Source organism: Chlorobiota bacterium (assembly GCA_016710285.1).
Classification (GTDB): domain Bacteria; phylum Bacteroidota; class Ignavibacteria; order OLB7; family OLB7; genus OLB7.
The window spans coordinates 2,785,058-2,809,457 of sequence record JADJXR010000001.1; the positions used below are offsets into that span (position 1 = coordinate 2,785,058).

A 24,400-nucleotide genomic window follows, 5' to 3' on the forward strand; every position below is an offset into this window, starting at 1 on the left:
CAAGCGGTTGCCCGCTTGGCCACTGGAGCGTTCTCACTGTTGGCGCGCTGCAATCCCCAGCAATTCCCCCGCCGCAGCAATCGCCAGCTTCACGAAGTTGGTGGGTTCGGTGTTAGTGGGTTCGGTGTTAGTGGGTTCGGTGTTGGTGGGTTCCATCGTGGCGGCCCCCCCCGCAATAATCACTCGCGACGGCACGCCCAGCGGCTCCCAGCCGCCAACCACATCCGCCGGAATCATCGCCACAATTGGCCGCCCCATTGCCGAGGTGATGTGGACAATCGCGGTGTCGGGGGTGGCAACCAGCGCGGCGTTCCCGATCCCCGACATCACCGCCCCAAGCGTGCCAAATGGAAGCGGAGTAACGCCCGCGCCAGCTTCCGTGGCAATGCGGCTTGCGCGGCCATGCTCCTTTGGGCTGGCGATAATCCCCACCGGAAGCCCCAGCCCCGCCAACCCTTTCGCCAACGCCACATTCTGCTGGTCGCTAAAATTCCGGTCCGCCTTTCCGGTGCTGATATTCAGCAGAATCCATTGCTTCCCCAGCAGCCCTTTTTCCGCAAGCATCGCGTCGGCAATCGCCACATCGTGCGGCCGGAGCGGGATGGAGTAGGGGAAGTGGGGAAGCTCCATTCCCGCAGCAATGTTCCTGGTCAGCACGGCAAGGGTGCGTTCGCTAAAATGGAGTTCGCTGGGGATGGGGATGCTGTGGTTGAACAACCGTTCGTGGAGCGGGACCCGCATCCCAAGCGTCCGCCCGGTGGGGAGGCACAGGCCAAAGCAGGATTGCCGGAAGCGTGGTTCTTCCCAACACCAACTGCAGCCCTGCATCGTAGCGGCGGCGGCGGCAGCGGAGTATCAGCCCAAGCCGTTGCAGTGGCGACCCTTGCAGCACCTCAACCACGCCAATCCGTGGATCGTTTTGGAAGAACTCGCGGTTGGCGGGGGCGGCAATCACATCAATCTGGACCGCGGGGTTCAGGTGGCGAAGCGCGTCAATCAATGGCGTGGTGATGATCGCATCCCCCAGGCGGTCGTGGCGCAGCAGCAGCACGCGGCGCAACTGCTCCGGACGCAGCAACGGCAACCCTTGCTGGCGGCCAAACAGCAGGTTCAGCAGCCAAAATTTCAGGCGGCGAAGAAGCGATGGCGAGGTATGGCGGTCCTTGCTCACGCGGGCAGTCATGGCAGGCAATAATGGCAGATCATGATGTTGAAGAAGAGCAAAGTTACACCAGCCGATTGCCAGCACGCCCCCTTTGGGCTATCTTGCCAACGCTCTCTTACATCCAATCTGCCCAACGGGGCTGCCGCTTTGGGTGCTGGATGCTTTGTTCCCTCTGCACGTTCCAACTTCTCAAACAGCAAAATTCCCAATGGCTGATATTTCACTGACGTTTCTGGGGCATTCTGCCATTCAGATTCGCACCGGCACGTTTGAAATTCTGATAGACCCATTCCTCACCGGAAACCCTTCGGCATCGGTCGTGGCTGGCGGGGTGAATCCCACGCATATCATTCTAACCCACGGGCATGGCGACCATCTGGGCGATGCCGAAGCGATTGCGCAACGAACCGGGGCGCTGGTGATTGCTCCGTTTGAGGTTGTCACCTACTTGGAGGAGCGCGGGGGGAAAGGGTGGGCGATGTCAACCGGCGGCGCGCACGATTTTGAGTTCGGCAGGGTGAAGTTCACGATTGCCCACCACGGATCGGGCGGGCCGGGGGGATACAGCATGGGGGCGGCCTGCGGGGTGCTGGTGACGATTGCGGGAAAAACAATCTACCACGCCGGCGACACCGCGCTGTTTTACGACATGAAGTTGATTGGCGAACGCCACCCGATTGACGTTGCGTTGCTTCCGATTGGGGACAATTTCACGATGGGGATTGAGGATGCCGCCTATGCCGTGGGGCTGCTGAATCCAAAGCTGACGATCCCCATTCATTACAACACCTTCCCCGCAATCACGGTGGACGCGAACGAGTTCCGCCGGCTGGTGCAGTCCGCCGGCCACGAAGCATTGATCCTGGACCCTGGCCAATCGCACACGTTGTGAAGCGGCAAGGTTGGGGGGCATCGGAAATTTTTTATTGGAGCTAATCTGAATCATGGATCCATCAACCAGCGGTGGTTTGCAGCGGTGGGAGACGTTGCAGAGCGAGTCGGTTCTCCATTCGCCAGTGTTCGACATCCGTAAAGTTCGCCGCCGCAGCCGCGACACCGGGAACGAGGGGGATTTCTACCAGATTGGCACCCGCGATTGGGTGAACGTGGTGGCAATCACCCCCAGCAACCGTGTGGTTCTGGTCCGCCAGTACCGGCATGGCTCCGATGAGATCACCCTGGAAATCCCCGGCGGAATCATTGACGACGGCGAAACGCCGGAGCACGCTGCCCGGCGCGAGTTGCTGGAGGAATCGGGTTACGATTGCGCCGAAACGGCAATCATCGGGCGGGTGCGGTCCAACCCCGCGTTGTTCGACAACTGGACCTGGACGGTGCTGGCAACCGGGCTGACCGCTGGCCAAACCAGCTTTGATGAGCATGAGGAAATTGAGCTTGTGGAGGCCCCAATCGGCCAGATTCCGGAACTGATCCGCAGCGGGGCGATTACCCACGCGCTGGTGGTTGCGGCGTTCCACTGGTATCACCTGCGCCAATCCCAAGCCAGCAACGTGGCCGATTCCGGAGCTTGCACAGATTAACCAGAACAAGCCTGTGGCCATATCCCCAGCGAACCGTATTTTCGCCGAAGTTGGAATGGGCGAACAGGGTTCGCCAAACCGCACCGATGGGGAAGCCACCGCGAACCTTGTGTTCTTGCCGATGACCAACCGCACGGGCTGATGGCGCAGCCTTGTTGCCAGAGCCAGCAACATCTTCCAGCATATTCTCCGTTCGTTAGCTTTTTACCAGCATCAACATGGGCAAAGTAATCGCCGTAGCAAATCAGAAAGGTGGAGTCGGGAAGACGACGACCGCAGTAAATCTTGCGGCCTCGCTTGCTGCTGCCGAGCAACCAACGCTGCTGATTGATACGGACCCGCAAGCCAACGCCACCAGCGGATTGGGGATCAATCCGCAAAAGCTGACGAAGACGATCTACGAGGTGATGGTGGACGGCATTGCCCCGGCAGATGCCACCATGAAAACGGATTTGGCATATCTGGAGATGATCCCTTCCCACATCAATCTTGTTGGGGCCGAGATTGAGATGATTGAGGTGATCCACCGCGAAAAAGTGCTGCTGAAAGCGTTGGAGGCGGTGCGGCGCAAATACACCTACGTGGTGATTGATTGCCCCCCCTCGCTTGGCCTTCTAACCCTGAACGCCCTTACCGCTGCCGACTCGGTGATGATCCCCGTGCAATGCGAATACTACGCGCTTGAGGGGTTGGGGCAGTTGCTGAACACCATCTCCATCGTGAAAAAACATCTGAACCAATCGCTGGATATCGAAGGGGTGCTGCTGACGATGTACGACAGCCGCCTGCGCCTGTCGAACCAGGTTGCCAGCGAGGTTCGGCGGTATTTTGGCGACAAAGTTTTCCAGACGATCATCACCCGAAACGTGCGGTTAAGCGAGGCGCCCAGCCACGGCAAGCCGGTGCTGCTGTACGACGCGCTTTCCATCGGGACCAAAAACTACATGGACCTTGCCACCGAGATGCTCCGGCGCGACGGAATCATCACCGAGCCGCCGGCGGTGGATGTGGCCTCGGCCATTATCTCGCCCCCCTCGGGTGCGCCTTCATCGCCGCCCCAACCAGCCGCCCCCCCCGACCTGGCACAGCCAACGGAAAACGGCACGGTGGAGGGCCAGGCCAAGCCGCCAGCCGCGGCGGATGCGACCCCACCCCAGAAAGATTCTCCATTGCCACCGTCACAAGCCACGCCCCCCGATGCGGCACAGAAAGGGGGCACGGAAAACGGCATTGCGGGCAACCAGGAACCCGAGCAATCGGCAAAACCTGCAGAGCAACAACAAAAAAAACGCGACAACTCCTCGGATAAAACAACGTGACTGGAACCGGAACAATGGCCAAGAACAAAGGTGTGCTAGGGCGCGGACTTGGAGCGCTACTCTCGGGAACCGCTTCGGCAGCCGAAGCGGCCGATCTGCGCGAGCATCTTCCCAACGACGATGGCCGGTCGGTGGGGACGATCTGCAAAATTGACATCGCAAAGGTTAGCCCAAACCCATTTCAGCCCCGCGTTGATTTCAACCCGCAGGCGTTGGAGGAGCTGAAGAACTCAATCTTGGAGCATGGGGTGATCCAGCCGATCACCGTGCGGCGGGTTGGCGAGCGGTTCGAGCTGATCTCCGGCGAGCGGCGCGTGCGTGCCTCGATTGATGCTGGGCTGACCGAGGTCCCCGCCTACATCCTTGATGTAAACAGCGACCGCGGGATGCTGGAAATCGCGCTGATTGAAAACGTCCAGCGCGAAAACCTGAACCCGATTGAAATCGCGCTTGGCTACCAGCGGCTGATAAAAGAGTGCAGCCTGACGCAGGAGGAGGTGGCCGATAAAGTCGGGAAGGACCGCTCCACCGTCACGAATATGCTTCGGTTGCTTCGGCTTCCGCAGCAGGTTCAGGAGTCGTTGCGGGATGGCGAGATCACGATGGGCCACGCCCGGGCATTGCTGACGGTTCAAGATGTGGAAGGGCAGATAGAAGTCTGGAAGCAGGTGCGGGACGAAGGGTTGTCGGTGCGGAAAACGGAGGCAATCGTCAAGCAGGTGGCGCAATCGGGGGCCGCGCGGAAGGAGAAGAAGCCGGCGGCATCCAACGGCATTGCCAGCCCCAGCCCAACCCGCACCGAGCTTGATTTAACCCTGACAGAAATTTCCGCGCGGCTTCGCCAGGTGTTCGGCACGCAAGTGAAAGTGAAATCGAATGCCGCCGGCGACGGCAACATCACCATTGATTTCTACAGCAGCGAAGATTTAGAGCGATTGCTAGAGCTGTTCGCACTGATTGAGCGGCATGGGCGGTGAGTGGGGGGGGCTAAATCGTTTATCCGATTTTTAAATGTGATGGCTCAGCAATGAAGGTGATATCAAATAGTGGAGTCCAAAAGCGGCTTTTTTGGATTGAAGAAATCCGAAAATTAAGCGGAAAGTTTAGCGATGATTACGAGCGTTTAGCCGAGGAGCTGGCAGCAGAAATCGCTAATGATGGCATTGCTTCATTAATTGACCATCTAAGGCTGTGTGGCAATATCCCTGAATCGTATAATCGCGATTCAAGTGAGGAGAAGCTCTATTCAAAATACACAGATTGCTTGCTTTCCTTAAGTTTTAACGCAATAGGTTTGAAGAGCATTGTCCTTAGCGAGCGATCAGACGCTGCAGATGTTGAGGTGTTCGCTACAGACTACAGCTTTGTGGCGGATGCTAAATCTTTCCGTTTGAGCCGGACGGCGAAAAACCAGAAGGATTTCAAGATACAGGCAATGGATACTTGGAAGCGAGGGAAACCTAACGCAGTGGTGGTCTGCCCAATTTATCAGCTTCCAAAAACTTCAAGCCAGATTTACCAAAGCGCGACAAGTCGCAATGTCTGCATCCTAACCTATTCGCACATCTCCTTAATCGTTGCATACTCCAAAATTGATGGGAAAGAAAAGGCCCAAAAGTTATTGCATGAAATTTTCAAGACTGTCCCACAGCTTCCGCTTTCAAAAAACGCCACTGATTATTGGATGGGAATAAACAGAACCATGCTGGAATTTTCCGAATCCATCCAAAGTTTATGGCAGAAAGAAAAGCAGGCTTCGTTGGAGGCCGTTAGCATTGCTAAGGAGGCCGACCTGTTCTTTTTGGCGCAGCAACGCGAGAGCATAATGCGCATGAGCCATGAGGAGGCTTTAATGCAATTGATAAAAATTCATAAAATAGACAGCAAGATTAAAACGATCCAAGCCATTGCTGATAATGGTTTGTTTGCCATGCAATGAAGCAATGAAAAATATTTTCAATTCAATCATAAAAGGAAATTGTGTTGAAGTAATGAAAGGCTTCGACAGCGAAATCATTGACGCAACAATCACATCGCCACCGTACGATGATTTAAGAAATTATAAAGGCTACGTGTTCCCTTTTGAAGACATTGCGAAGGAGTTATTTAGAATAACTAAGCAAGGTGGAGTAGTCGTCTGGGTGGTGGCCGATGCTACGATTGAAGCAACAGAAACCGGGACAAGTTTTAAGCAAGCTCTATTTTTTAAAGAAATAGGATTCAATCTCCATGACACAATGATCTTTAAAAAAAAGAACCCAATTCCCCAGATTTACCGTAAACGCTACAACAATGAGTTTGAATATATGTTTGTGTTTAGCAAAGGGATTGTGAAAACGCACAATCCAATTATGGTGGATTGTATGCACGCAGGATTGGAGCTAAACGGAACGACGTATAAAAATTATTCTAAAAATGAGCAGATCAGAGAAAAATTTGCTAATCCAGTAAAGGATAAAAAAATCAAGGGCAATATCTGGGAATATGTGGTTGGAAAAAAACAAGAAGACCAGGAAGCAAAAGGGCATCCGGCTCCCTTCCCTTGTGAATTAGTAAGAGACCATGTGGCTTCATGGACGAACCCTGGTGATGTTGTTTTGGATCCAATGTGTGGCAGCGGAACAACCCCACGGGTGGCCGCCGAAATGGGAAGAAGCTATATCGGCATTGATATTAGCCAAGAGTATTGCGAATTAGCAAGCAGGCGTGTGAAACTGATAGAAGCTCAACCAACATTATTTGTGGTTGATGAGAAAAAATCCAACGCAAAGCAGCAGGCTTTTCACTAACAAACCTCATGGACTCCACAACTCTTCTCAGCATTATTTTTCTTGTGGCCGGCGCGGTGTTGTTTGGCGTTGCGTATGCGGCATGGCAGCGCGCGCGTGCCAGCGCGGACGCTGCCGAAGTTGCGCGAACTTCCGGCGGGCGCGTCCTGCTGAATATCGAGCCAACCACAATCCTGACCCACGAAGAACCTTCCGACGTTCGGATGAAAAAGCTGGCGAACATCTGTGCCTCGGTTGGGCGGCGCAGTTTTGGCGAGGACCTGGATTACTCCGTTAGCAGCATCGGACGGGTGGACAGGATGATCCGGCGGGGATGGGGGAAGCAAGGAAGCCAGCCGCCATCGGACGATGCGGTGACGGTAATCGGCGCGTACGTTGGCGAAGTTCTGGCCCGCAACAGCCGCGGGCGTTGGGTTAGCGACCTGACCTATCTGGACCCCGCCACGCTCCTGTTCGTTCCCCGGAATGTTGCGCCGGAGGAGGATGTTATCCGCGTCAGCCCGTTTATGATGATCCGCCAGAAGATCGCCAACATGAACGGCTACGACCTTGCTGCGGCCTTCACCGCCACCGAGCAAAAACTGAAAGAGTTGAACGCTGCATGATCCGCCACAGCACCAACATCCGTGTCCGCTACCGCGATACCGATCAAATGGGGGTGGTGTATCATGGGGTCTATCTGGAATTTTTCGAGACGGGAAGGACCGAACTGCTGCGAAACTGCGGCATGGCCTACTCCAACATCGAGCGTGGCGGGCTGCTGCTGCCGGTGCTGGAAGCAAGCCTGCAAATCCACCGCCCTGCCCGCTACGACGAACTTATCACGGTCACTGCCGCGATGAAGGAGCCGGTTGGAGTTCGCTTGCTGATTGAGTACCAGATCCACCGCGAGGACCTGCTGCTGGTGGCCGGCACAACCACCCACGTCTTCACCACCGCCGACGGCATGAAGCCAGTCCGCCCGCCGGCGGGGTTTTTGGAGGTGCTGCGCCAAGCCGATGGCGTTTCTTCGTGATCCCTTATTAACGATTTCCCATGGATCATCCATCCCCCTTCCTCACCCTTCTTGGCGTTGCTCAAGATGGTGGCGTTCCGCAGGCGGGGGCGCATTGGCATCCGGCTTGGGGGGACCGCCAGCTACGCCGCCACGCCGCTTGCCTGGGAATTACTGACCCCGCCACCAATCAGCGGTGGATGATTGAGTGCACCCCCGATTTCCGCGAACAACTCCATCACCTTTGCACGCTTTCCCCGCCCGATTCTTCGCCGCTACTTTCCGGTATCGCCATTTCCCACGCACACGTTGGCCATTACGCAGGGCTGATTCACTTGGGCCGCGAGGCAATGGGCGCACGCGGGCTGCCGCTGATGGTGATGCCACGAATGGCGGAATTTCTGGAACAAAATGCCCCGTGGGAGATGCTCATTCGGGAGGGAAGCGTGAGGATTGTGATGATGGAGCCAAACCGCGCAACGCCGTTGGGCCAGCGGGTACGCATCACCCCGATCTTGGTCCCGCATCGGGATGAGTATTCGGAGACGGTTGGGTTTGTGGTGGCTGGTCCCGAGCGGAGCGTGCTTTTCTTGCCAGACATTGACCGGTGGGAACTGCTGGACCGCTGGGGAACCACGATTGAAGAGATCATCGCCGCGGTGGATGTGGCATTCCTTGATGCCACCTTCTTTGACCGAGCCGAGCTTCCGGGCCGCGACATGACGTTGATCCCACACCCGACCATCGCCGAAAGTATGGAGCGTTTTGCGGGATTGCCAGCAACCGAGCGGAGAAAAATCCGGTTCATCCATCTGAACCACACGAACCCCGCGCTGGACCCCAACAGCGCGGCGCGCCGAAGAATTGAAGAAGCAGGGTTCGGCGTTGCGGAAGAAGGGGAGAGGGTGAGTATCTAAACTTGCGTTCTTGCGGTTCGCCACGTTCGGTCCGTGCGCCCGCGGCGTGAGTTTATGCTTTGGAGATGGTGGGAAGTTCCGGCAGGAACGAGCTTCGGTGCGGCTGCAGGTCCTCTGGGGTGCGTGGGATCATGTCACCCAGAGTGACGTTCTCCAGTGCCTGGTTCACAGCGCGTTGGATGGTTTCCCACAAGGAAAAGATGGTGCAATCAATGGCGTGCACGCACAGCTTGCCGCTGCCGCCGCTGTATGCTTCGCAGAAATCATCCTCCACCAGCTTCCCGCCAAGAACGTGCAGCACTTCCGAGATTGGAATCGCTTCCGGTTGGCGTGCCAGCGAATATCCCCCCACGCGCCCGCGGGTGGCTTCCACAAATCCCCCCAGCCGCAAAATTCGCAACAGCTTTGCCACGTTCGCATCCGACAATCCCTCGGCTTGGCTGATTTCAGGAATGGTCAGGCTGGCTCCATCCCCCGCGCGGGCGATTCGGAGCAAGCAGCGTATGCCATATTCTTCCTGAGTGCTGAATTTCATGTTGGTTATCAGGTTCCGGTTAGCGGAGGCTGCGGTCTGTTCGGCAAAGTTCTACCACAACCCTAACGTCAGTTTTGCTTCTTCCGACATCAGGTGGCGGTCCCACGCTGGTTCCCACGTTAGCTCCACCGTGGCGTTGGTGATGCCGGGCGTCTGCATCAGCTTTTCCTCCACTTCTCCGGGGAGGCTTCCGGCAACGGGGCAGGCGGGCGCGGTCAGGGTCATCAGCACGTGGACGTTCCCGGGCGGCTCCACGCTGATGTCGTAAATCAGCCCAAGCTCGTAGATGTCAACGGGGATTTCTGGGTCATAGACCGTCCGCAGCACATCAATCACAAGCTGCTTAATCTGCTCGGGATCGAACGTCAGATTCAGCGTTGCGGGTATCGCTGCCGGTGCCGGCGGGGCCGGTTGCTCTGGCAAAGTTGATAAATCGGTATCGGCCATTGGAAGTCGGGAATCGGTTGACTGGTTCGTTGCTGCTGGGGGATTGCTACGCGGGCGTTACTACTCGGTGGTTGCTGCTTCGTGCTTTCCTTCCAATCCGTTGTGCATGGTGTGCCAGGCAAGGGTGGCGCATTTTACCCGCATCGGGAACTCGCGCACGCCGGCAAATGCCCCCAGCTTCCCAAGCGACTCCAGCTCTTCCTCGCCAACGGCATCCGCCCCGGTGGCCACATGGTGGAATTGCTGGAACAATGCTTCGGCTTCGGCGCGTGTTTTCCCTTTCAGAAGCGAGGTCATCACCGAGGCCGATGCCTTGCTAATGGCGCAGCCGGCTCCGGTGAAACTGATGTCCTTCACAACGTCGCCATCCAGCAGCAGATAAACGGTGTACCGGTCGCCGCACAGTGGGTTGTGCCCCTCAAGGGTCAGGGTCGCGCCTTCGATTGCCCTGAAGTTGCGCGGGTTCCGGTTGTGGTCCAAGATGATCTCTTGGTATAAATCACGCAGGTCGTTCATTTAGGAGAAAAGCCGGTTGACGTTATGGATTGCACGCGCAAGCGCGCGAAGCTCTTCGCGGGTGTTGTAGAATGCCACCGAGGCCCGCGCCGTTGCCGGAACGCCAAACCGGTGCATCACCGGCTCGGCACAGTGGTGTCCGGTGCGGATTGCAACGCCATCGTTATCAATGATGGTGCCGATGTCGTGCGGGTGCGCGCTTTCCAGCACGAACGATAGGACGCTTGATTTCTGCCGCGCCGTTCCGATAATCCGCAGCCCAGGGATTTCCTGAAGCAGGCTTGTTCCGTACTCCAACAGCTCATGCTCCCAAGCCGCAATCCGCTGCAGCCCGATTTCCTGTACGTACTCCAACGCTGCGGCAAGGCCGATTGCCCCTGCGATGTGGGGCGTTCCGGCCTCGAACTTGTAGGGGATGTCGTTGTAGATCGTTCGCTGGAAACTGACGGACCGGATCATATCGCCGCCACCTTGATACGGGGGCATGGACTCTAACAGCGCGGCTTTCCCGTACAGAACTCCAATCCCCGTTGGTCCAAAAATTTTATGGCCGCTGAATGCATAGAAATCGGCATCCAACGCGCGGACATCAACCGGCAAATGGCTAACGGCTTGCGCCCCGTCCAGCAGTGCGTACGCGCCAACGGAATGGGCAAGCTCCACAATCTCCCGTGCCGGATTGATGGTTCCCAACGCGTTCGACAAATGGACGGCGGCCACCAGCTTCGTCTTTGGGCTTAGCATCTGGCGGAACTGGTCCATCATCAGCTCGCCGTCGTCGTTGATTGGCACAACGCGAAGGGTTGCGCCGGATAGCTCGCAAGCAATCTGCCACGGGACGATGTTGGAGTGATGCTCCATCTCTGTCAGAAGAACCTCATCCCCCTCGCGCAAAAATTTCCGCCCGAACGATGCCGCAACAAGGTTGATCGCCTCGGTTGTTCCGCGTGTGAAAATGATCTCGCGCTCGCTTTCGGCATTCAAGAATTGGGCGACCTTCCGCCGCGCGCCTTCGTAGTGAAGCGTCGCCTGCTCGCTAAGGTAATGGACCCCGCGGTGGACGTTGGAGTTGGTTTCGGCGTAGTAACGGCCGATAGCCTCAATCACCTGCTGCGGCTTCTGGGTGGTTGCAGCGTTGTCCAGATAGACCAGCTGTTTGCCACGCACAACGCGTTGCAGGATCGGGAAATCCTGGCGCAGGGCTGCAACATCAAGCGGGGCAAGGTCGGTGGCAATCATCGGTTTCGGGTTGGTTGATTGTGGTTCGTGGTCTCCCTTTTCTCAGTGCTCCAACCGTGTGTTCAGCAGGGTTTCCAGATAATCGCGAAGCTCGGGAATGGCGATATGCTCCACCACTTCCTCGGCAAAGGCGTAGGTCAGGATTGCCCTGGCTTCGGCAAGGCCAATGCCGCGTGCGCGCAGGTAGAACAGGGAGTCGTCCGACAACTGGCCGATGGTTGCGCCGTGGGTGCATTTCACGTCGTCGGCAAAAATTTCCAGCTGCGGCTTGCTGTCAATCACGGCGGTGTCGGAAAGGAGAAGGTTCCGGTTCGATTGCTTCGAGTCGGTTTTCTGCGCATCCTGGCGGACGATAATTCGCCCGCTAAACACGCCCCGCCCGCGGTCGTTCAGCACCCCTTTGTACAGTTCGTGGCTGGTGCAGTTGGGGGCGGCGTGGTCCAGCGTTGTGTGGTTGTCAACCAGCTGCGTGCCGTTGGCAAGGTAGATTCCATCCATCGTGCAATGCGCCCCTGTCCCCGCAAGCAGGGCACTGGTGTTGTTTCGGACGATCGCGCTCCCCAGCGTGAAGGTGATGGAGTTCACGGTGCTGCTCTGGGCAAGCTCGGCATGGAGCGTCCCAACATGGAACCCCGATTCCTGCTCGTGTTGGATGCGGTAGTGGTTGACGATGGCGTTCTGGCCGGCCACAATCTGCGTCACCGGGTTGGTGAACGTGGGGTGGCCGCTGCCAATGCTGGCGTACTCCTCGATAATCGTGGCCTGGGCGTTTTCGCCAACGGCGATAAGATTGCGCAGGTGCGAAACCGTTGCCTCCGCCGGGGCGATTCCGATAAACAGCAGGTGGATCGGTTGCTCGATAATCGCGCCGTTGGGGACCCGAATAAACGCCCCGTCGCGAAGGAACGCCGTGTTCAACGCCGCGAACGGATCGGGCTTGGCCACCGGAAGCGATTCGATCAACAGCTCAATCTCCTGCGGGGCAGTTTTGACCGCGGCGGCAAGGTTGCGCACCGCCACGCCCTTCCCAACTTCCCCAAGCTGGCTTAGTTCCGGCGCAAAATGCCCGTTGATAAACACCAAACGGTGCGCGGCTTCGCCGGCGTATCCCGCCGTTGCAACGTCGCTTGCGGCAATGCCGTGCGGCTCCGGCATCAGCACGGGGCGGAAGTGGGTGGATGTCAGCGGGGTGATGTTTGTGAACCGCCAATCTTCATCGCGTGTGGTGGGGAATCCAAGCGCGGTGAAGCGTTCCAACGAACGCCGCCGAACCAGGTGCAGCGGAAGTTCCGACTCACCATTCAAGCTCTGCTCAAGCAGCGCAAAATTTTTGAGAAAAGATTCTGTTGTTGAAGTCATGGTATCGCAGGGAACGGTTGTCGGAAATCGGCCAATGGGAAACGATGGATGCTTGCGATCTTGCGTCGGCGTTGATGCGGCCTTTACGCTGTTTCGGCGGCGTGTTCTTTCACCCAGTCGTAGCCATGTTCTTCTAGCTCCAACGCCAGCTCCTTCCCTCCAGATTTAATAATCCGCCCCTTGTACAGGACGTGGACAACATCGGGGACGATATACTCCAGAAGGCGTTGGTAGTGGGTGACAAGGACCATGGCGTTATCGCTGCTGCGCAGTTTGTTCACGCCGTCGGCAACAACGCGAAGCGCGTCAATGTCAAGGCCGGAGTCGGTTTCGTCAAGGATTGCCAGGGTTGGTTCCAGCACCGCCATTTGGAAGATTTCGTTCCGCTTTTTCTCGCCACCGCTGAAGCCTTCGTTCACCGAGCGTTTCAGCAATGCTTCGCCAACGTCCAGCACCTTCATTTTTTTGCGAACCAGCGCAAGGAAATCGGCAGCGTCCAGCTCCTCTTCGCCCCGGTGTTTGCGGACTGCGTTCACGGCGGCTTTCAGGAAGTAGGTGCTGTTCACGCCGGGGAGTTCCACGGGGTATTGGAATGCAAGAAACACCCCTTCGCGTGCGCGTTCTTCGGGGTCCAACTCCAGAAGGTCTTCCCCGCGAAGCAGTGCCTGGCCGCCGGTGACTTCGTAGGCTTTATGCCCGGCAAGGACCTGTGCAAGGGTGCTTTTGCCCGAGCCGTTCGGCCCCATGATGGCGTGAACTTCGCCAGGGTTCACCGTCAGGTTGATCCCCTTCAAAATCTCTTTCCCTTCCACACTTGCGCGAAGGTCGCGAATCTCAAGAATCGGTTGTTGTGACATCGGTTGGTTCTATCTGCTGTTGTGAAATTTTCAGTTCTGCGCTTGCGTTCCTGGCGGTTGGATGGGGCTGGATACCGGTGCGCCCGTTTTACCCGACGCTTCCTTCCAAGCTCACCGCCAACAACTTCTGCGCTTCCACGGCGAACTCCATCGGAAGCTCGCGGAAGACTTCTTTGCAGAACCCGTTGACGATCATCGAGACCGCGTCCTCGGTGCTGATGCCGCGCTGGTTGCAGTAAAAGATCTGGTCCTCGCCAATCTTGGAGGTGGATGCTTCATGCTCCAGCTGTGCGGTGGGGTTGCTGACCTCAAGGTAGGGGAAGGTGTGCGCGCCGCAGCGGTCGCCAATCAGCATGGAATCACACTGGGAATAGTTGCGGGCGTTGTCGGCACCTTTGGAGACTTTCACTTGCCCGCGGTAAGTGTTCTGGCCGAAGCCTGCGGAAATGCCTTTGCTGACGATCGTGGAGCGGGTGTTCTTCCCGATATGGATCATCTTGGTTCCGGTGTCGGCCTGCTGATAATTCTTGGTGACGGCAACCGAATAGAACTCGCCGATGGAGTCATCCCCTTTCAGGATGCAGCTTGGGTATTTCCATGTGATTGCCGATCCGGTTTCCACCTGGGTCCAGCTGATTTTGCTGGCACGCCCGGCGCACAAGCCCCGTTTGGTGACGAAGTTGTAGATGCCGCCACGCCCTTCCTTATCGCCCGGGTACCAATTCTGGACGGTGGAGTATTTGATTTCGGCGCGTTCCATTGCCACAAGCTCCACCACGGCGGCGTGCAATTGGTTTTCGTCGCGCATGGGGGCGGTACAGCCTTCAAGGTAGCTGACGTAGGCACCTTCCTCGGCAACGATCAGGGTCCGTTCAAACTGCCCGGTGTTCTGGGCGTTGATTCGGAAGTAGGTGGAAAGCTCCATCGGGCAGCGGACCCCTTTGGGAATGAAGACGAAGGAGCCATCGCTGAAGACGGCGGAGTTCAGTGCGGCGAAGTAGTTGTCGGTATAAGGAACCACCGAGCCGAGGTATTGCCGCACAAGCTCAGGGTGCTCGCGGACGGCCTCGCTGAAGGAGCAGAAGATGATCCCTTTTTCGGCCAGCTTCTCCTTGTAGGTGGTGGCCACCGAGATGCTGTCAATCACGGCATCCACGGCCACGCCGGCCAGGGCCTCGCGTTCATTCAGGGGGATGCCAAGTTTTTCGTACATCTCCAACAATTCGGGGTCCACTTCATCAAGGCTTTTTGCTTTTTTCTTTGGGGCAGCAAAGTAGATAATGGCCTGGTAGTCAATCGGTGGGAACTGGACGTTCTGCCAGCCGGGGTTTTCCATCTTCTGCCAATGGCGGAAGGCTTTCAGCCGCCACTCCAGCAACCATTCTGGTTCTTCTTTTTTTGCGGAGATCAAGCGGACGATATCTTCGTTCAGCCCTGGGGGAACGACCTCGGTATCAACGTCGGTTGTGAATCCGTACTTGTACTCACTTTCGGTAACGTGCTGGATGGTTTCCAGGTCGGTGCTCATCGCGTGCTTCTATGATGGTCGTGAAGAAAATGCTGTTGCGGGCAGGCCGGCTTGATGCGGCTTGGGCTGCTTCTGCAGCGGAACGTTCTTGGAATCGGGGCGCAACCTAAGCAAATCTGTACAAAAAAGTCAAGAATAAGATTGTACGAAAGCCCTTCGGCAAAAACCTCTTACAGGATGGAGGGGATGGAATGGCGATTGGGCGGAGAGTGGTAGTTTCGGCCCATGCCAATACCACTGGGGCAAAGCCTCATCTGGTTGTTACGATCACTGCAAGGTCCTGTATGCCAACCCCACTCTCTAACACGCTTGCCAAACTGGTTCGTTCGCTGCATCGCCGCAAGGGGCGGCGCGAGCAAGGGGCATTCCTTGCCGAAGGGGAGCGGCTGATCCGTGAGCTGGCCCAGAATCCCACCAGTGTGGAGTTCCTGTTCGGGATGGAGGATAGGGCGGAGTGGCTGCAAGAACAGTTCGGCACGCGCATTCCAATCCACCTTGTTGGCTGGGGGAACGATTCGCTGTTTGCTACCGAGAACGCCCAGGGCGTTGGCGCGGTTGTCAGAATCCCAGAGCCGATCCCCACGCAGCAAGCCCTCTCCGAACCGAAGCCCTGGCTCTATCTTGATGCGCTTGCCGATCCCGGAAATGTTGGAACGATCATCCGCACCGCGGCATGGTTCGGCTGGGGAGGGGTGATGCTGGGGGAAGGCACGGCCGACCTCTACAACCCAAAAACGGTCCGCGCCACCATGGGGGCCATGTTCACCCTTCCGGTCTGTGCCGATATCCCTTTTGAAACGCTTGCCGCCGCCAATCGCCCGCTGATTGCGCTGGATGGAAATGGAGCCGAGCAGCTTGGCCAGCTCCTGCTTCCCCCCAATGGCATTTTTGTGATTGGGAACGAGGCGCACGGCATCAGCCAGCACGTGCGCCAGCAAGCCACGCTGCTGCGGATTCCCGGAGTGGGGAATGTGGAGTCGCTGAACGCTGCAATGGCAAGCTCGATTCTTTGCTACGAGCTATTCCGCCAGCAATCGGCCTGATTCATCAATCTGGAAATCTTTCACCCCACCCATCGGAAGCACCGCGCCATCGGCAGCGTTGATGAACCGCAGCCGCAGCCTCCCTTCGGCAAATTCCCCAATCATAAATCCCCCCGCGCTTGCCCCTTTCTCCGCGTCGGTGTTGATCGGGTGGGTGAACTCGCTTGGCGGATTGGGCGATTTTACCGGTTCGCGCTTTGCACCCGCGCCGGAAATCACAAAGACTTTTGGGCAAAGCTGGCAGGTGCGTTCGGGATAGTTCAGCAGTTGAAGGCTGTGGTCGTGCCCGGCCATCATCAGCTGGACCCGCGCACCGCTCCGCTGGATTGTTGCCAGCAAGGTGTCGGAGTAGGCTTGGTATCCCCGATTGCAATTGTCCTGGTTGCTGATTAGGTCGAAAATCGCGCGGTAGGGGTCGTCACCTTCTTCTTGGCAATTCCCCACGTATCCAACGCGGCGTTGCTCCGGTAGCCACCGCCGCCAGCCGCCATGCTCCCCAACGGTAAACGGGGAGTGATGCGCGGCAAGTATCCGCCATTTCACCCCTTGGGCCGTTGCCGAACGGCGCAGCAGCTTCTCCAAACTGTCGAACAGCGGCTTGCAGCTGGGTCCTCCCACGGCCACCGGCAATCCGGAATCGAACAGGATGAACTCCACCGAGTCGCGGCTTCCGGCAGCAACGGCGCGGCGGATGCTGGTGGGGTGGCCGTAGTGGTAGGTCCATTCTGGGATTTGCGCGGCGTGCTCGTTTCCGGCAACGCAGGTGTTCATCGGGATTGGGCCAACGGTTTGGCAGTAGTAGTCGTGGTTGCCGGCAATCGCATGGACGTTCCCCTTCCCCAATGCCCGCAGCAGCTCCCGATGTGGCCCAAGAATATCGGCGATCAATCGCTCCCGTTCCGGCTTGGGATGGTTCAGCCCAATCGGGTAGAAATTATCCCCGAGGAACAGGAGCAATCCAAGCGGCTTCCCTTGCTGGCGCAGCGTTGCACTCCATTGGTTCATTCCGTTTGCGCAGCCATCCAGCACCGGCCCGGCTTGGCCGGCATCGCCAATCGCAAAAAAGGTGAGGGGCTGCTGGGCTGCCAGCAGGCAAGGGAGCAGAAACAGGGAAAAAAGCCAAGAAGCGATGAAGGAACTCCATATTTTGCGCGGGTATCTGCGGGCGTTGGTTCATTGGGGAGCACATTGGATAGAAAGAGCGATAGATGGAAAGACCCTGGAAGCGGATCGTTCCGGTTGGAAACCCAAGCCGGTTGCAACCGAACGGAAGCTGCCAAGATTTCTGGGAAATTACGGGGAACCGTGCTAACCGGTTCGTCTCTAAGCCTTCCGCAGCGATTCGGCAACCTTATCGGCAATGACGCAACTCACGGACGAGGAATTAATTCGGCAAACCCTTGAGGGAAGGGAGCAATCCTTCGCCGAGCTTGTTCGGCGTTACGAGCGCCGCGTTGCCGTCACGATAAAGTCGGTGGTGGGGGATATTCCGCAGGATGACATGGGCGACATCGCGCAGGAGATTTTTGTGCTGGCATTCCGTGCGTTGGGGTCCTTCCGGGGGGAATCGTTGTTCAGCACGTGGCTTACGCGAATCGCGCTTCGCTACTGCTACCGCGAGTCGAAGCGGCGCAAGCGGAAAGGCTCAATCTTCACCCGATTTGGCTTTGGCAACAGCGACGACGACCGCGAGCCACCCGAAGAACGGTTTGCCGGAAGCTCCAGAACGGACCAGCCGATCATCGCCCAAGAACGCAAAACGGCGGTGATGGCCGCCTTGAAAAAATTACCCGAGGAGTTCCGAACAGTGCTGGTGCTGCGTGTGGTGGAGGAGTTATCGGTGGAAGAAGTTGCCGAGATGCTGGGCATATCAACCGGAACCGTGAAATCCCGCTTGTTCCGCGCAAAAGATAAAATGCGGGAACTGCTTGCCGGCCACGATGTGGATGTGCCGATGGAGATGATGTGATAGAGGATGATGTGATAGAGGATGATGTGATAGAGGATGATGTGATAGAGGATGATGTGATGGAGATGATAGAGCAGCACAACAGCGGGTCGCAGCAACGCGATGTAGAAATAAAATTCAATTCAACAGAGAACATCAATACACACGTCCATGTCACGCGAAACCATTGAACAGATCATGCGCCAGTCGTACGCGCCGCAGTTCCCTTACGGGTTTGCCGAGCGTGTGGCGCGTTTGGCGATGTCCCCGGAAGGGAGGTCCACCGTCTGGGACCTGATGCTCAACTTCTCCCCACGGATCGGCTTGGCACTGGGGGCCGCCGCAACGGCGTTGCTGGTGCTGGGCTTCACGGGGTCGGGGCCACACATTGTTGATGCGATTGACCAGTTCGGCACACTTAGCTCAATCCTACCGTTTTAATGACAACGCGCACCAAAGCAATCTTCGGGCTTTCGGCGGTCTTCCTGATTGGGTTGATCTGCGGCGGAGCGATTGTGGGCCTTGTGGTTCGCGACCGCGTCCGCGACGCACAACGGATGAAAGAGAAAGAAGGATTCTCCGAAGCATTCCTTGACCGATTGGAAGCTACCGAGGCCCAGCGCGATTCGCTGCGAGGCTCGTTGGAGGAAGCCTATGAGGAGATTCGCGCACTTCGCAGCGTCGCGCAGGAGGAATACCAGGAGGTGTTGGATACGCTGCGGAAGCGGGTCTATCCCCGCTTAACCGCCGAGCAGAAGGTCCGGTACGACCAGATAGAGGAGCGCGTGCTTCCGCCGGAGCTGCGCCCGCACCGGAAAGGAATGCCGCCGGTGGCAAAGCGGCAGCCAAAAGAAACGGAGCCGCAGCCGGTTGCCCCATCTTCCATTCCAGCAGTGCAAGACTCAGCAACCCGCTTGGCAAAGCAACCCGCGCCGAATATCTCTGAAAAAAGAAATCAGCAATCCATAGAAGAGAATAAAACCGGAGGGCAGACTACGCAGCCAGCTTCGCAGACCACGCCGGAGCAATTAGTTGGGAATATCATGGAGGTATATACTTCGCGGCTGGGTGATATGACCGACGACCAGAAAGGGCGCATCCGTTTTAATGTGGAGCGGATGATTGGGCGGTTAGCAATGATCAGTGAAGAAGTTGGCGACAACCGGCGCGCGTGGAAACGGATGGCCAAATTTGCCGTTGGAGGAATGCACCGGCGAATCATAGAAAACATCCTTACCGAAGAGCAGCAAAGTTCCTACGAAGGTATTCCTCGGGAAGTCAATCAGGTGCTGCGGGCGTATATCAAGGAGAAGATTGGGGAGAAGGGGTTGGAGTAGAAGGGGGCATTTCCAATAGGCGGGTTGGTGCTAGAAATCGCCCATCCAGATTGGTAGCTCAACGGGCTGGCAACCATTGTTTGCCAGCCCGTTGAATATTTACCGAGGCTATGACCCCTGCGTTCATCTGCTCTCAATTTCTTGCGCCAACGCCAGCAGATACGCCCCTGTTCCCCACCACCATTCGCCGCAGGCAAGGCTTTTGTAGTATTCCACCGTTCCGGGCCACGTCCCTTCGGATGCTCCTTCAAATTTCCCGTCGCTGCTGATGTGGCGGCGCAACCCGCGCTGGCAGCGCTCAATCGCTTCATCGAACGCTGCCAGAAGAACCCCTTGCTGCCGGCCCCGCAGCATGGCAAACAGGTACATCGCCGATGCCGAGGTCTCCTGGTAGGAAGTCTTGTCGGGAAGGATGGTTCGCCACAGCCCGCTTCGGGTTTGGTAGGGGAGCAGGCGGGTCATCATATCCAACAAAATGTTGGAAACCTCGCGCCGCTCCGCAGACCCACGCCGAAGCAGGGGAAGCAATTCCGCACAGGTCATTGCCACCCATCCGTTCCCGCGCCCCCACGCCCCTTCCGATCTCCGCTCCGACAAATTCTCCTGGCAGTGAATAAACAACCCTGTTGCGGGGTCGCGCAGGATTCGGCAATGCTCCCGCAGTTGGTGCAACGCCTCTTGCTGCCAGTCGTCGCGCCGCAACGTGCTGCCAAGTTTGGCAAGAATCGGGGCGGAGTAGTAGATGGTGTCAATGTAGATGTGGGGCAGATCCACGTTGTGAAGAATCACCCCATCTCCGTTGCGGATTGCTTTTTGGCGGATGAAATGGTCAATCCGCTGGGCAACCCCCTCCAGCGGATAGCGAAACTCCGGAAACAACGCCACCACGTCGGGATAGAGCAACCCGATGCTCCACGATCCAACAAAATAATTGGGGTGCACCCCCGCGCCAAGATGGTAGGTCAGCCAGCGGCGCAGATATTCCCGCGCAGCGGCGTTGCCGGTGGCCTGCACCGCTTTCATCAGCCCGTAGGCCAGCAGCGATTGCCCCCAATCGGTGTTCATGGATTCGGGGCGATTGCGTGCGCACCAGGAGGTGGCAACGCGGTCAATCAATGTGGCTGCCGATGCACGAGCATGATGTGTTGGCATGAAGGGAAAGGGGAAACGGCTTGTTGATGGATTACAGGTTCGGATAATCGGGAACGGTTTCGGCAAAGGCCACATTCAGCATCTTGTAGATTAACCGTGCGGCCAGCAGATCGGGGTGGTGCAGCCCTTTTGTTGGGGCCAACTCCACCACGTCAAACCCGATGATTCGCTTCCCAGCTTTCAGCAACGTGCGGAAGATTTCCAACGCTTCGTTGTACCAAAACCCGTCCGGCTCCGGCGTTCCGGTGGATGGCATGATTGCCGGATCGAAGAAATCAACGTCGAACGTTACATAGACCTGATCGCCCAACGTATCAGCCACCGATTTCTGCCAGTGCTGGCCATGGATACCGCGGCGGATTGCGTTGGCGTAAAAGGTCTTCACCCCACGCTCGCGAATAAACCGCGCTTCCTCGATGCACTGCGCTCGGATTCCCACTTGGGTGATCCGTTCGGGGGGAAGAACCTCGGCAACGCGGGCCGCAAAACAAGCGTGCGAGTATTTGCTTCCTTGATATGTGTCGCGCAAATCGGAATGGGCATCGAAATGGAGCAAGCTCATGGTGGGGTATCGCTGCAAGTGTGCAAGAATCGGCGCGGTGGAGATGGTGTGTTCCCCTCCCAACGTCACCACGAACTTTCCTGCGTCAATCAATCCCCCAACGCTATCGGCGATTAGCCCCAGGGCCTCCTGGTCCACCTTCTGGCCGAAGTCAAGCGGCTTCAGCGTAGCGATTCCCAAATCGAAGCAGAGTTCGCGGTCGAACTCGTCGTCGTAAAACTCCACATATGCCGAAGCATCCAGGATTGCCTGCGGCCCTTTTCGGGTTCCGCCGCCGTAGCTAACGGTATGCTCGTATGGAGCCGAGACGATGGCGATGCGCGACGACTCCAACGTGGAGTGCTGGCGTTCGATAGCAAGGAAATTTCGTTTTGGTCCTAAGGTCTTCATCGTTGAGTTTCGATCATGGAAAAAAAACTTGGGCATCGGTTAATCCAATGCCACGGGGCGGCGGTCAGTGTGGCCGCAAATGTAGTTGCGGAAGGGGGAAAAAAGTCGTGAGAAGGCATTAAACCGCAAACCAGATGGCCGGGTCTTTGCCGGCGATTCACAACAACAGCCCGCGCAACAGCAATCAACACGTTGGCGGCAATATCAAAAAAACGTCCACACAAACCCTTCTTTGGAGAAGAGCCAATATGACAACAACGATCGCAATCCGCACACTGGTTCTGGCAGGTATCATCGCTTTCGGGGCTGCCGAAATGTCCGCACAACAGCCGGTTGAATCCCGCGTACGCCGCGTTCCGGTTAGCCAGCAGCACCTTCAGCCAACCTCCGTGGCTCCGATTGCCGCAAGTGCCAAATCCGAACTGAAACTGACGGCACAGCAAAACACAAAAATTGCGGCAATGAGCAACCAAGTGGCGGCATTGCAAGCCGAGCGGACAAAGCTCTGGAGCGAGTACAAAGCAATCACTGCCCGCCCAGACTACAGCGACGACATCGCCTTTGCCGAAGCCGCCCCACGCATGAAGCGGATCGTTGAAATCAACGAGCAACTTGCGCCGATTGTCGCACGCCACAAAACGGAGATTGCCACCGTTCTTAACCCCACCCAGCTTTCACGGGTGAACACGCTGGCGGCCTCGGCCAACTAAACAACAGCAACAACGCAAGAGAGAATAAACACTGCTGGAAAGAGAGAGAGAGCAGCAGGTAGATAGATTCAGATTCCACCACCACAACTGAAGAAGAGAGAGCGCGAGCACCCACACGATGGCGCTTCGTCCCCCCACGCGAAGCTGAAGTATAGAGAGAGAGCAACACAAAGAGAGAACAGCAGAGAGAGAGAGAACACGATGTTCAAGCACTGAGGCCATGATTTCTTCTCTCCTCTTGAGTGGCGATGTGACGGTTATGCAAGGATGAACAACGGCACTCAAGCAAGCAGCCCTGAACGTGAAACCGTTCAGGGCTGTTTTGATTCTTGGCGTTCCGTTGATGCCCGCTTCTGCGTGCTGGTCTCTGCTCGTTTTGCTACTCAGGGTCGTTGTTCTGTGGCTGAGGTTCCTGCCGGGGGAACGTCACTTCCACAACTTTTTTCTCCTCCTCGGTGAACCACTCCACCCCCCGAACGTTCAACTCCACAACAGTGATCTGAGCATCCCTGTGTTTGGTTTGGGCTTGGCGAATCTCCTCAGTTAAATCGCCCCCTTTCAGCGTCAGGATTTTTCCATCAGGCTTCAACACGGGGTGGGACCATTTGATCAGATCAACCAGCGGAGCGGTTGCCCGCGAGACGACAAGGTCGTACGGGCCGCGATTTTTCGGGTCGTTGGGCAATTCCTCGGCACGGTTCCGGACCGCCCGCAGGCCGTGCTTGGTGATGTGCGAGGCCATCATCCCAACGGTCTGCACTTTTTTTGCGATGGAGTCCAGCAAGGTGATATCCAGTTTTGGATAGGCGATTTTCAGCGGAATCCCCGGCAATCCGCCGCCGGTTCCGATATCCAACACCTTCCCGCTTTTGGGGAGCAACCCCGTGAACCCCAACGACACCGAGTGAAGCAGATGCCGCACCCAGATATTCTCGATATCCCGGCGCGAAATCATGTTCACTTTTTCGTTCCAGTAGGCTAAGTCGCCCGCGTAGCGTTCAAATTCGGCAACTTGCTCGCGCGAGAGCACAAGCCCGTTGACCGAACAGATTGACCAAAATTCAACTGCGTCCAAACGTGTTCCTGATAATGTGAGTATGCGGGGAAGTATCAGCCCACCAGCCCTAACTGCTGCAAGCATTCGCGCAGTTTCTGGCGATGATCTTCCGTAAGCGAAACCAACGGCAACCGGTAATTGACCGAATCAAAGACCCCCATCATCCCCAACGCCTCTTTCACCGGAACGGGGTTCGACTCAATAAAATTCATTCGCATCAGGGCGAACAGATGGTGATGCAGCCGGCGTGCTTCGGCAAAATTCCCGGCCAACCCATGCCGAACCATGTCGCCAAAATGCTGCGGTGCTTCGTTGCTGATGACGGCAATCACCCCCTGGGCCCCCATTGATAGCAGTGGAAGCGTCAAGCTGTCCTCGCCGCTGTACAGTGCGAAGTGCGCGGGCGCGTCGCGGATAATCATCGAGCATTGCTCCAAATCTGCCGACGCTTCTTTTATCCCAACAACATTTGCGTGCCGGTGCGCAAGTTCCAGAGTTGTCTCCGGAGCCATGTTGCTGCTGGTGCGGGCCGGGACGTTGTACAGGATGATCGGCACGTCGGGAAGGGCTTCGGCAACGGCTCCGAAATGGGCAAGCAGCCCGCGCTGGGTGGGTTTGTTGTAGTAGGGCGACACCAGCAAAAGGCCATCCACACCAAGCCCGGCGGCTTCGCTGGAAAGCTGGATTGTTGCGGCGGTGATGTTCGATCCGGTGCCGGCAATCACCCTGGGGCGGTTTCCCGCAAACGCCGCAACCCGCTCCACGGTGAAGCGGATCACCGCTAACTTTTCGTCGTGGGTCATGGTGGCGCTTTCCCCGGTGGAACCGCAGGGGACAAGTGCCTCGATGCCAGCCTGCAGCTGGTGGTCAATCAAACGCCCGAACGAGTGGAAATCAATCGAGCCATCGGCATGGAACGGGGTTGCCAGCGCGGTCCCCGTGCCGCGAAACAGTAGTGACATGGTGTCGGGAATTGGTTGTTGGGACTCGGAATT

General features: G+C 57.2%; 28 protein-coding genes. 14 read left to right on the forward strand and 14 right to left on the reverse strand.

Features of this window, described 5'->3' with window-relative positions:
- Nucleotides 1-33 precede the first annotated feature (33 nt).
- Nucleotides 34-741, reverse strand: coding sequence for a glycosyltransferase family 9 protein (locus IPM61_10100; protein ID MBK8911666.1), 708 nt, complete (start codon nt 739-741; stop codon nt 34-36).
- A complete protein-coding gene (locus IPM61_10105) occupies nt 674-1,183 on the reverse strand; it encodes a hypothetical protein (protein ID MBK8911667.1) in 510 nt (169 codons plus the stop codon). Before IPM61_10105 ends, IPM61_10100 begins: the two co-directional genes overlap by 68 nt.
- A gap of 199 nt (nt 1,184-1,382) precedes the next feature.
- On the opposite strand from IPM61_10105, the gene IPM61_10110 reads away from it, so the two are divergent.
- The 9 genes from IPM61_10110 (at nt 1,383) to IPM61_10150 (ending at nt 8,725) form a co-directional block, all read left to right on the forward strand.
- Nucleotides 1,383-2,057, forward strand: coding sequence for a metal-dependent hydrolase (locus IPM61_10110; protein MBK8911668.1), 675 nt, complete (start codon nt 1,383-1,385; stop codon nt 2,055-2,057).
- A gap of 52 nt (nt 2,058-2,109) precedes the next feature.
- Nucleotides 2,110-2,706: an NUDIX hydrolase gene (locus tag IPM61_10115; GenBank protein ID MBK8911669.1), complete on the forward strand. Its 597-nt coding sequence runs from the start codon at nt 2,110-2,112 to the stop codon at nt 2,704-2,706.
- 218 nt (nt 2,707-2,924) lie between these two features.
- Complete coding sequence (locus IPM61_10120; protein MBK8911670.1) at nt 2,925-4,025, forward strand: ParA family protein; 1,101 nt, start codon at nt 2,925-2,927, stop codon at nt 4,023-4,025.
- 14 nt (nt 4,026-4,039) lie between these two features.
- Nucleotides 4,040-5,002 carry a ParB/RepB/Spo0J family partition protein gene (locus IPM61_10125; protein MBK8911671.1) on the forward strand — a complete coding sequence of 321 codons (963 nt, stop codon included), beginning with the start codon at nt 4,040-4,042 and terminating at the stop codon, nt 5,000-5,002.
- Between the two features lie 50 nt (nt 5,003-5,052).
- Nucleotides 5,053-5,964: a HindIII family type II restriction endonuclease gene (locus IPM61_10130; GenBank protein ID MBK8911672.1), complete on the forward strand. Its 912-nt coding sequence runs from the start codon at nt 5,053-5,055 to the stop codon at nt 5,962-5,964.
- 4 nt (nt 5,965-5,968) lie between these two features.
- Nucleotides 5,969-6,814 carry a site-specific DNA-methyltransferase gene (locus tag IPM61_10135; GenBank protein MBK8911673.1) on the forward strand — a complete coding sequence of 282 codons (846 nt, stop codon included), beginning with the start codon at nt 5,969-5,971 and terminating at the stop codon, nt 6,812-6,814.
- Nucleotides 6,815-6,822: 8 nt separating this feature from the next.
- On the forward strand, nt 6,823-7,419 hold the full coding sequence (locus IPM61_10140; protein ID MBK8911674.1) for a hypothetical protein: 597 nt from the start codon (nt 6,823-6,825) through the stop codon (nt 7,417-7,419).
- Nucleotides 7,416-7,829, forward strand: a complete 414-nt coding sequence (locus tag IPM61_10145; protein MBK8911675.1) for an acyl-CoA thioesterase — start codon at nt 7,416-7,418, stop codon at nt 7,827-7,829. Before IPM61_10140 ends, IPM61_10145 begins: the two co-directional genes overlap by 4 nt.
- A gap of 20 nt (nt 7,830-7,849) precedes the next feature.
- Nucleotides 7,850-8,725, forward strand: coding sequence for a pyrroloquinoline quinone biosynthesis protein PqqB (locus IPM61_10150; GenBank protein MBK8911676.1), 876 nt, complete (start codon nt 7,850-7,852; stop codon nt 8,723-8,725).
- 52 nt (nt 8,726-8,777) lie between these two features.
- On the opposite strand, the gene IPM61_10155 is transcribed toward IPM61_10150, so the two are convergent.
- The 7 genes from IPM61_10155 to sufB form a co-directional block, all read right to left on the reverse strand.
- A complete protein-coding gene (locus IPM61_10155; GenBank protein MBK8911677.1) occupies nt 8,778-9,260 on the reverse strand; it encodes an Rrf2 family transcriptional regulator in 483 nt (160 codons plus the stop codon).
- Between the two features lie 51 nt (nt 9,261-9,311).
- A complete protein-coding gene (locus IPM61_10160) occupies nt 9,312-9,707 on the reverse strand; it encodes a DUF59 domain-containing protein (protein MBK8911678.1) in 396 nt (131 codons plus the stop codon).
- Between the two features lie 60 nt (nt 9,708-9,767).
- On the reverse strand, nt 9,768-10,223 hold the full coding sequence (locus IPM61_10165; protein MBK8911679.1) for an SUF system NifU family Fe-S cluster assembly protein: 456 nt from the start codon (nt 10,221-10,223) through the stop codon (nt 9,768-9,770).
- Nucleotides 10,224-11,462, reverse strand: coding sequence for a cysteine desulfurase (locus tag IPM61_10170; protein MBK8911680.1), 1,239 nt, complete (start codon nt 11,460-11,462; stop codon nt 10,224-10,226).
- A 42-nt stretch (nt 11,463-11,504) separates the two neighbouring features.
- Nucleotides 11,505-12,821, reverse strand: a complete 1,317-nt coding sequence (gene sufD / locus IPM61_10175) for a Fe-S cluster assembly protein SufD (protein MBK8911681.1) — start codon at nt 12,819-12,821, stop codon at nt 11,505-11,507.
- 83 nt (nt 12,822-12,904) lie between these two features.
- Complete coding sequence (gene sufC / locus IPM61_10180; GenBank protein MBK8911682.1) at nt 12,905-13,663, reverse strand: Fe-S cluster assembly ATPase SufC; 759 nt, start codon at nt 13,661-13,663, stop codon at nt 12,905-12,907.
- Nucleotides 13,664-13,766: 103 nt separating this feature from the next.
- Nucleotides 13,767-15,206 carry a Fe-S cluster assembly protein SufB gene (sufB, locus tag IPM61_10185; protein ID MBK8911683.1) on the reverse strand — a complete coding sequence of 480 codons (1,440 nt, stop codon included), beginning with the start codon at nt 15,204-15,206 and terminating at the stop codon, nt 13,767-13,769.
- Between the two features lie 284 nt (nt 15,207-15,490).
- Here sufB and IPM61_10190 point away from each other — a divergent pair, with 284 nt between their 5' ends.
- Nucleotides 15,491-16,249 carry an RNA methyltransferase gene (locus tag IPM61_10190; protein ID MBK8911684.1) on the forward strand — a complete coding sequence of 253 codons (759 nt, stop codon included), beginning with the start codon at nt 15,491-15,493 and terminating at the stop codon, nt 16,247-16,249.
- Here the strand turns inward: IPM61_10190 and IPM61_10195 are convergent.
- Nucleotides 16,226-17,254 carry a hypothetical protein gene (locus IPM61_10195; GenBank protein ID MBK8911685.1) on the reverse strand — a complete coding sequence of 343 codons (1,029 nt, stop codon included), beginning with the start codon at nt 17,252-17,254 and terminating at the stop codon, nt 16,226-16,228. The genes IPM61_10190 and IPM61_10195 overlap by 24 nt on opposite strands.
- Nucleotides 17,255-17,609: 355 nt before the next feature.
- Between IPM61_10195 and IPM61_10200 the strand changes: the two genes are divergently transcribed.
- The 3 genes from IPM61_10200 to IPM61_10210 all read left to right on the forward strand — a co-directional run bounded on the left by IPM61_10200 (nt 17,610) and on the right by IPM61_10210 (nt 19,534).
- Entirely contained in the window at nt 17,610-18,218 is a 609-nt protein-coding gene (locus IPM61_10200; protein ID MBK8911686.1) for a sigma-70 family RNA polymerase sigma factor, read from the forward strand.
- 150 nt (nt 18,219-18,368) lie between these two features.
- Nucleotides 18,369-18,638 (forward strand): hypothetical protein, encoded by a 270-nt coding sequence (locus IPM61_10205; protein ID MBK8911687.1) that lies wholly within the window; start codon nt 18,369-18,371, stop codon nt 18,636-18,638.
- A complete protein-coding gene (locus IPM61_10210) occupies nt 18,638-19,534 on the forward strand; it encodes a hypothetical protein (protein ID MBK8911688.1) in 897 nt (298 codons plus the stop codon). Before IPM61_10205 ends, IPM61_10210 begins: the two co-directional genes overlap by 1 nt.
- Before the next feature lie 123 nt (nt 19,535-19,657).
- Here the strand turns inward: IPM61_10210 and IPM61_10215 are convergent, their stop codons facing one another.
- Both IPM61_10215 and speB read right to left on the reverse strand, forming a co-directional pair.
- A complete protein-coding gene (locus IPM61_10215) occupies nt 19,658-20,686 on the reverse strand; it encodes a glycoside hydrolase family 88 protein (protein ID MBK8911689.1) in 1,029 nt (342 codons plus the stop codon).
- A 31-nt stretch (nt 20,687-20,717) separates the two neighbouring features.
- Nucleotides 20,718-21,638: an agmatinase gene (speB, locus tag IPM61_10220; GenBank protein ID MBK8911690.1), complete on the reverse strand. Its 921-nt coding sequence runs from the start codon at nt 21,636-21,638 to the stop codon at nt 20,718-20,720.
- A gap of 248 nt (nt 21,639-21,886) precedes the next feature.
- Here speB and IPM61_10225 point away from each other — a divergent pair, with 248 nt between their 5' ends.
- Complete coding sequence (locus IPM61_10225; protein ID MBK8911691.1) at nt 21,887-22,348, forward strand: hypothetical protein; 462 nt, start codon at nt 21,887-21,889, stop codon at nt 22,346-22,348.
- 379 nt (nt 22,349-22,727) lie between these two features.
- Here IPM61_10225 and rsmG read toward each other — a convergent pair whose 3' ends face one another.
- Both rsmG and IPM61_10235 read right to left on the reverse strand, forming a co-directional pair.
- Entirely contained in the window at nt 22,728-23,423 is a 696-nt protein-coding gene (gene rsmG, locus IPM61_10230; protein MBK8911692.1) for a 16S rRNA (guanine(527)-N(7))-methyltransferase RsmG, read from the reverse strand.
- A 35-nt stretch (nt 23,424-23,458) separates the two neighbouring features.
- Entirely contained in the window at nt 23,459-24,367 is a 909-nt protein-coding gene (locus IPM61_10235) for a 4-hydroxy-tetrahydrodipicolinate synthase (protein MBK8911693.1), read from the reverse strand.
- Between the last annotated feature and the right edge of the window lie 33 nt (nt 24,368-24,400).

Coding starts and splice junctions, on each gene's coding strand:
- IPM61_10100 (MBK8911666.1), bottom strand. CDS start 741: ATGCGGGTCCCGCTCCACGAACGGTTGTTCAACCACAGCATCCCCATC.
- IPM61_10105 (MBK8911667.1), bottom strand. CDS start 1,183: ATGACTGCCCGCGTGAGCAAGGACCGCCATACCTCGCCATCGCTTCTT.
- IPM61_10115 (MBK8911669.1), top strand. CDS start 2,110: ATGGATCCATCAACCAGCGGTGGTTTGCAGCGGTGGGAGACGTTGCAG.
- IPM61_10120 (MBK8911670.1), top strand. CDS start 2,925: ATGGGCAAAGTAATCGCCGTAGCAAATCAGAAAGGTGGAGTCGGGAAG.
- IPM61_10125 (MBK8911671.1), top strand. CDS start 4,040: ATGGCCAAGAACAAAGGTGTGCTAGGGCGCGGACTTGGAGCGCTACTC.
- IPM61_10130 (MBK8911672.1), top strand. CDS start 5,053: ATGAAGGTGATATCAAATAGTGGAGTCCAAAAGCGGCTTTTTTGGATT.
- IPM61_10135 (MBK8911673.1), top strand. CDS start 5,969: ATGAAAAATATTTTCAATTCAATCATAAAAGGAAATTGTGTTGAAGTA.
- IPM61_10140 (MBK8911674.1), top strand. CDS start 6,823: ATGGACTCCACAACTCTTCTCAGCATTATTTTTCTTGTGGCCGGCGCG.
- IPM61_10145 (MBK8911675.1), top strand. CDS start 7,416: ATGATCCGCCACAGCACCAACATCCGTGTCCGCTACCGCGATACCGAT.
- IPM61_10150 (MBK8911676.1), top strand. CDS start 7,850: ATGGATCATCCATCCCCCTTCCTCACCCTTCTTGGCGTTGCTCAAGAT.
- IPM61_10155 (MBK8911677.1), bottom strand. CDS start 9,260: ATGAAATTCAGCACTCAGGAAGAATATGGCATACGCTGCTTGCTCCGA.
- IPM61_10160 (MBK8911678.1), bottom strand. CDS start 9,707: ATGGCCGATACCGATTTATCAACTTTGCCAGAGCAACCGGCCCCGCCG.
- IPM61_10165 (MBK8911679.1), bottom strand. CDS start 10,223: ATGAACGACCTGCGTGATTTATACCAAGAGATCATCTTGGACCACAAC.
- IPM61_10170 (MBK8911680.1), bottom strand. CDS start 11,462: ATGATTGCCACCGACCTTGCCCCGCTTGATGTTGCAGCCCTGCGCCAG.
- sufD (MBK8911681.1), bottom strand. CDS start 12,821: ATGACTTCAACAACAGAATCTTTTCTCAAAAATTTTGCGCTGCTTGAG.
- sufB (MBK8911683.1), bottom strand. CDS start 15,206: ATGAGCACCGACCTGGAAACCATCCAGCACGTTACCGAAAGTGAGTAC.
- IPM61_10190 (MBK8911684.1), top strand. CDS start 15,491: ATGCCAACCCCACTCTCTAACACGCTTGCCAAACTGGTTCGTTCGCTG.
- IPM61_10195 (MBK8911685.1), bottom strand. CDS start 17,254: ATGAACCAATGGAGTGCAACGCTGCGCCAGCAAGGGAAGCCGCTTGGA.
- IPM61_10200 (MBK8911686.1), top strand. CDS start 17,610: ATGACGCAACTCACGGACGAGGAATTAATTCGGCAAACCCTTGAGGGA.
- IPM61_10205 (MBK8911687.1), top strand. CDS start 18,369: ATGTCACGCGAAACCATTGAACAGATCATGCGCCAGTCGTACGCGCCG.
- IPM61_10210 (MBK8911688.1), top strand. CDS start 18,638: ATGACAACGCGCACCAAAGCAATCTTCGGGCTTTCGGCGGTCTTCCTG.
- IPM61_10215 (MBK8911689.1), bottom strand. CDS start 20,686: ATGCCAACACATCATGCTCGTGCATCGGCAGCCACATTGATTGACCGC.
- speB (MBK8911690.1), bottom strand. CDS start 21,638: ATGAAGACCTTAGGACCAAAACGAAATTTCCTTGCTATCGAACGCCAG.
- IPM61_10225 (MBK8911691.1), top strand. CDS start 21,887: ATGACAACAACGATCGCAATCCGCACACTGGTTCTGGCAGGTATCATC.
- IPM61_10235 (MBK8911693.1), bottom strand. CDS start 24,367: ATGTCACTACTGTTTCGCGGCACGGGGACCGCGCTGGCAACCCCGTTC.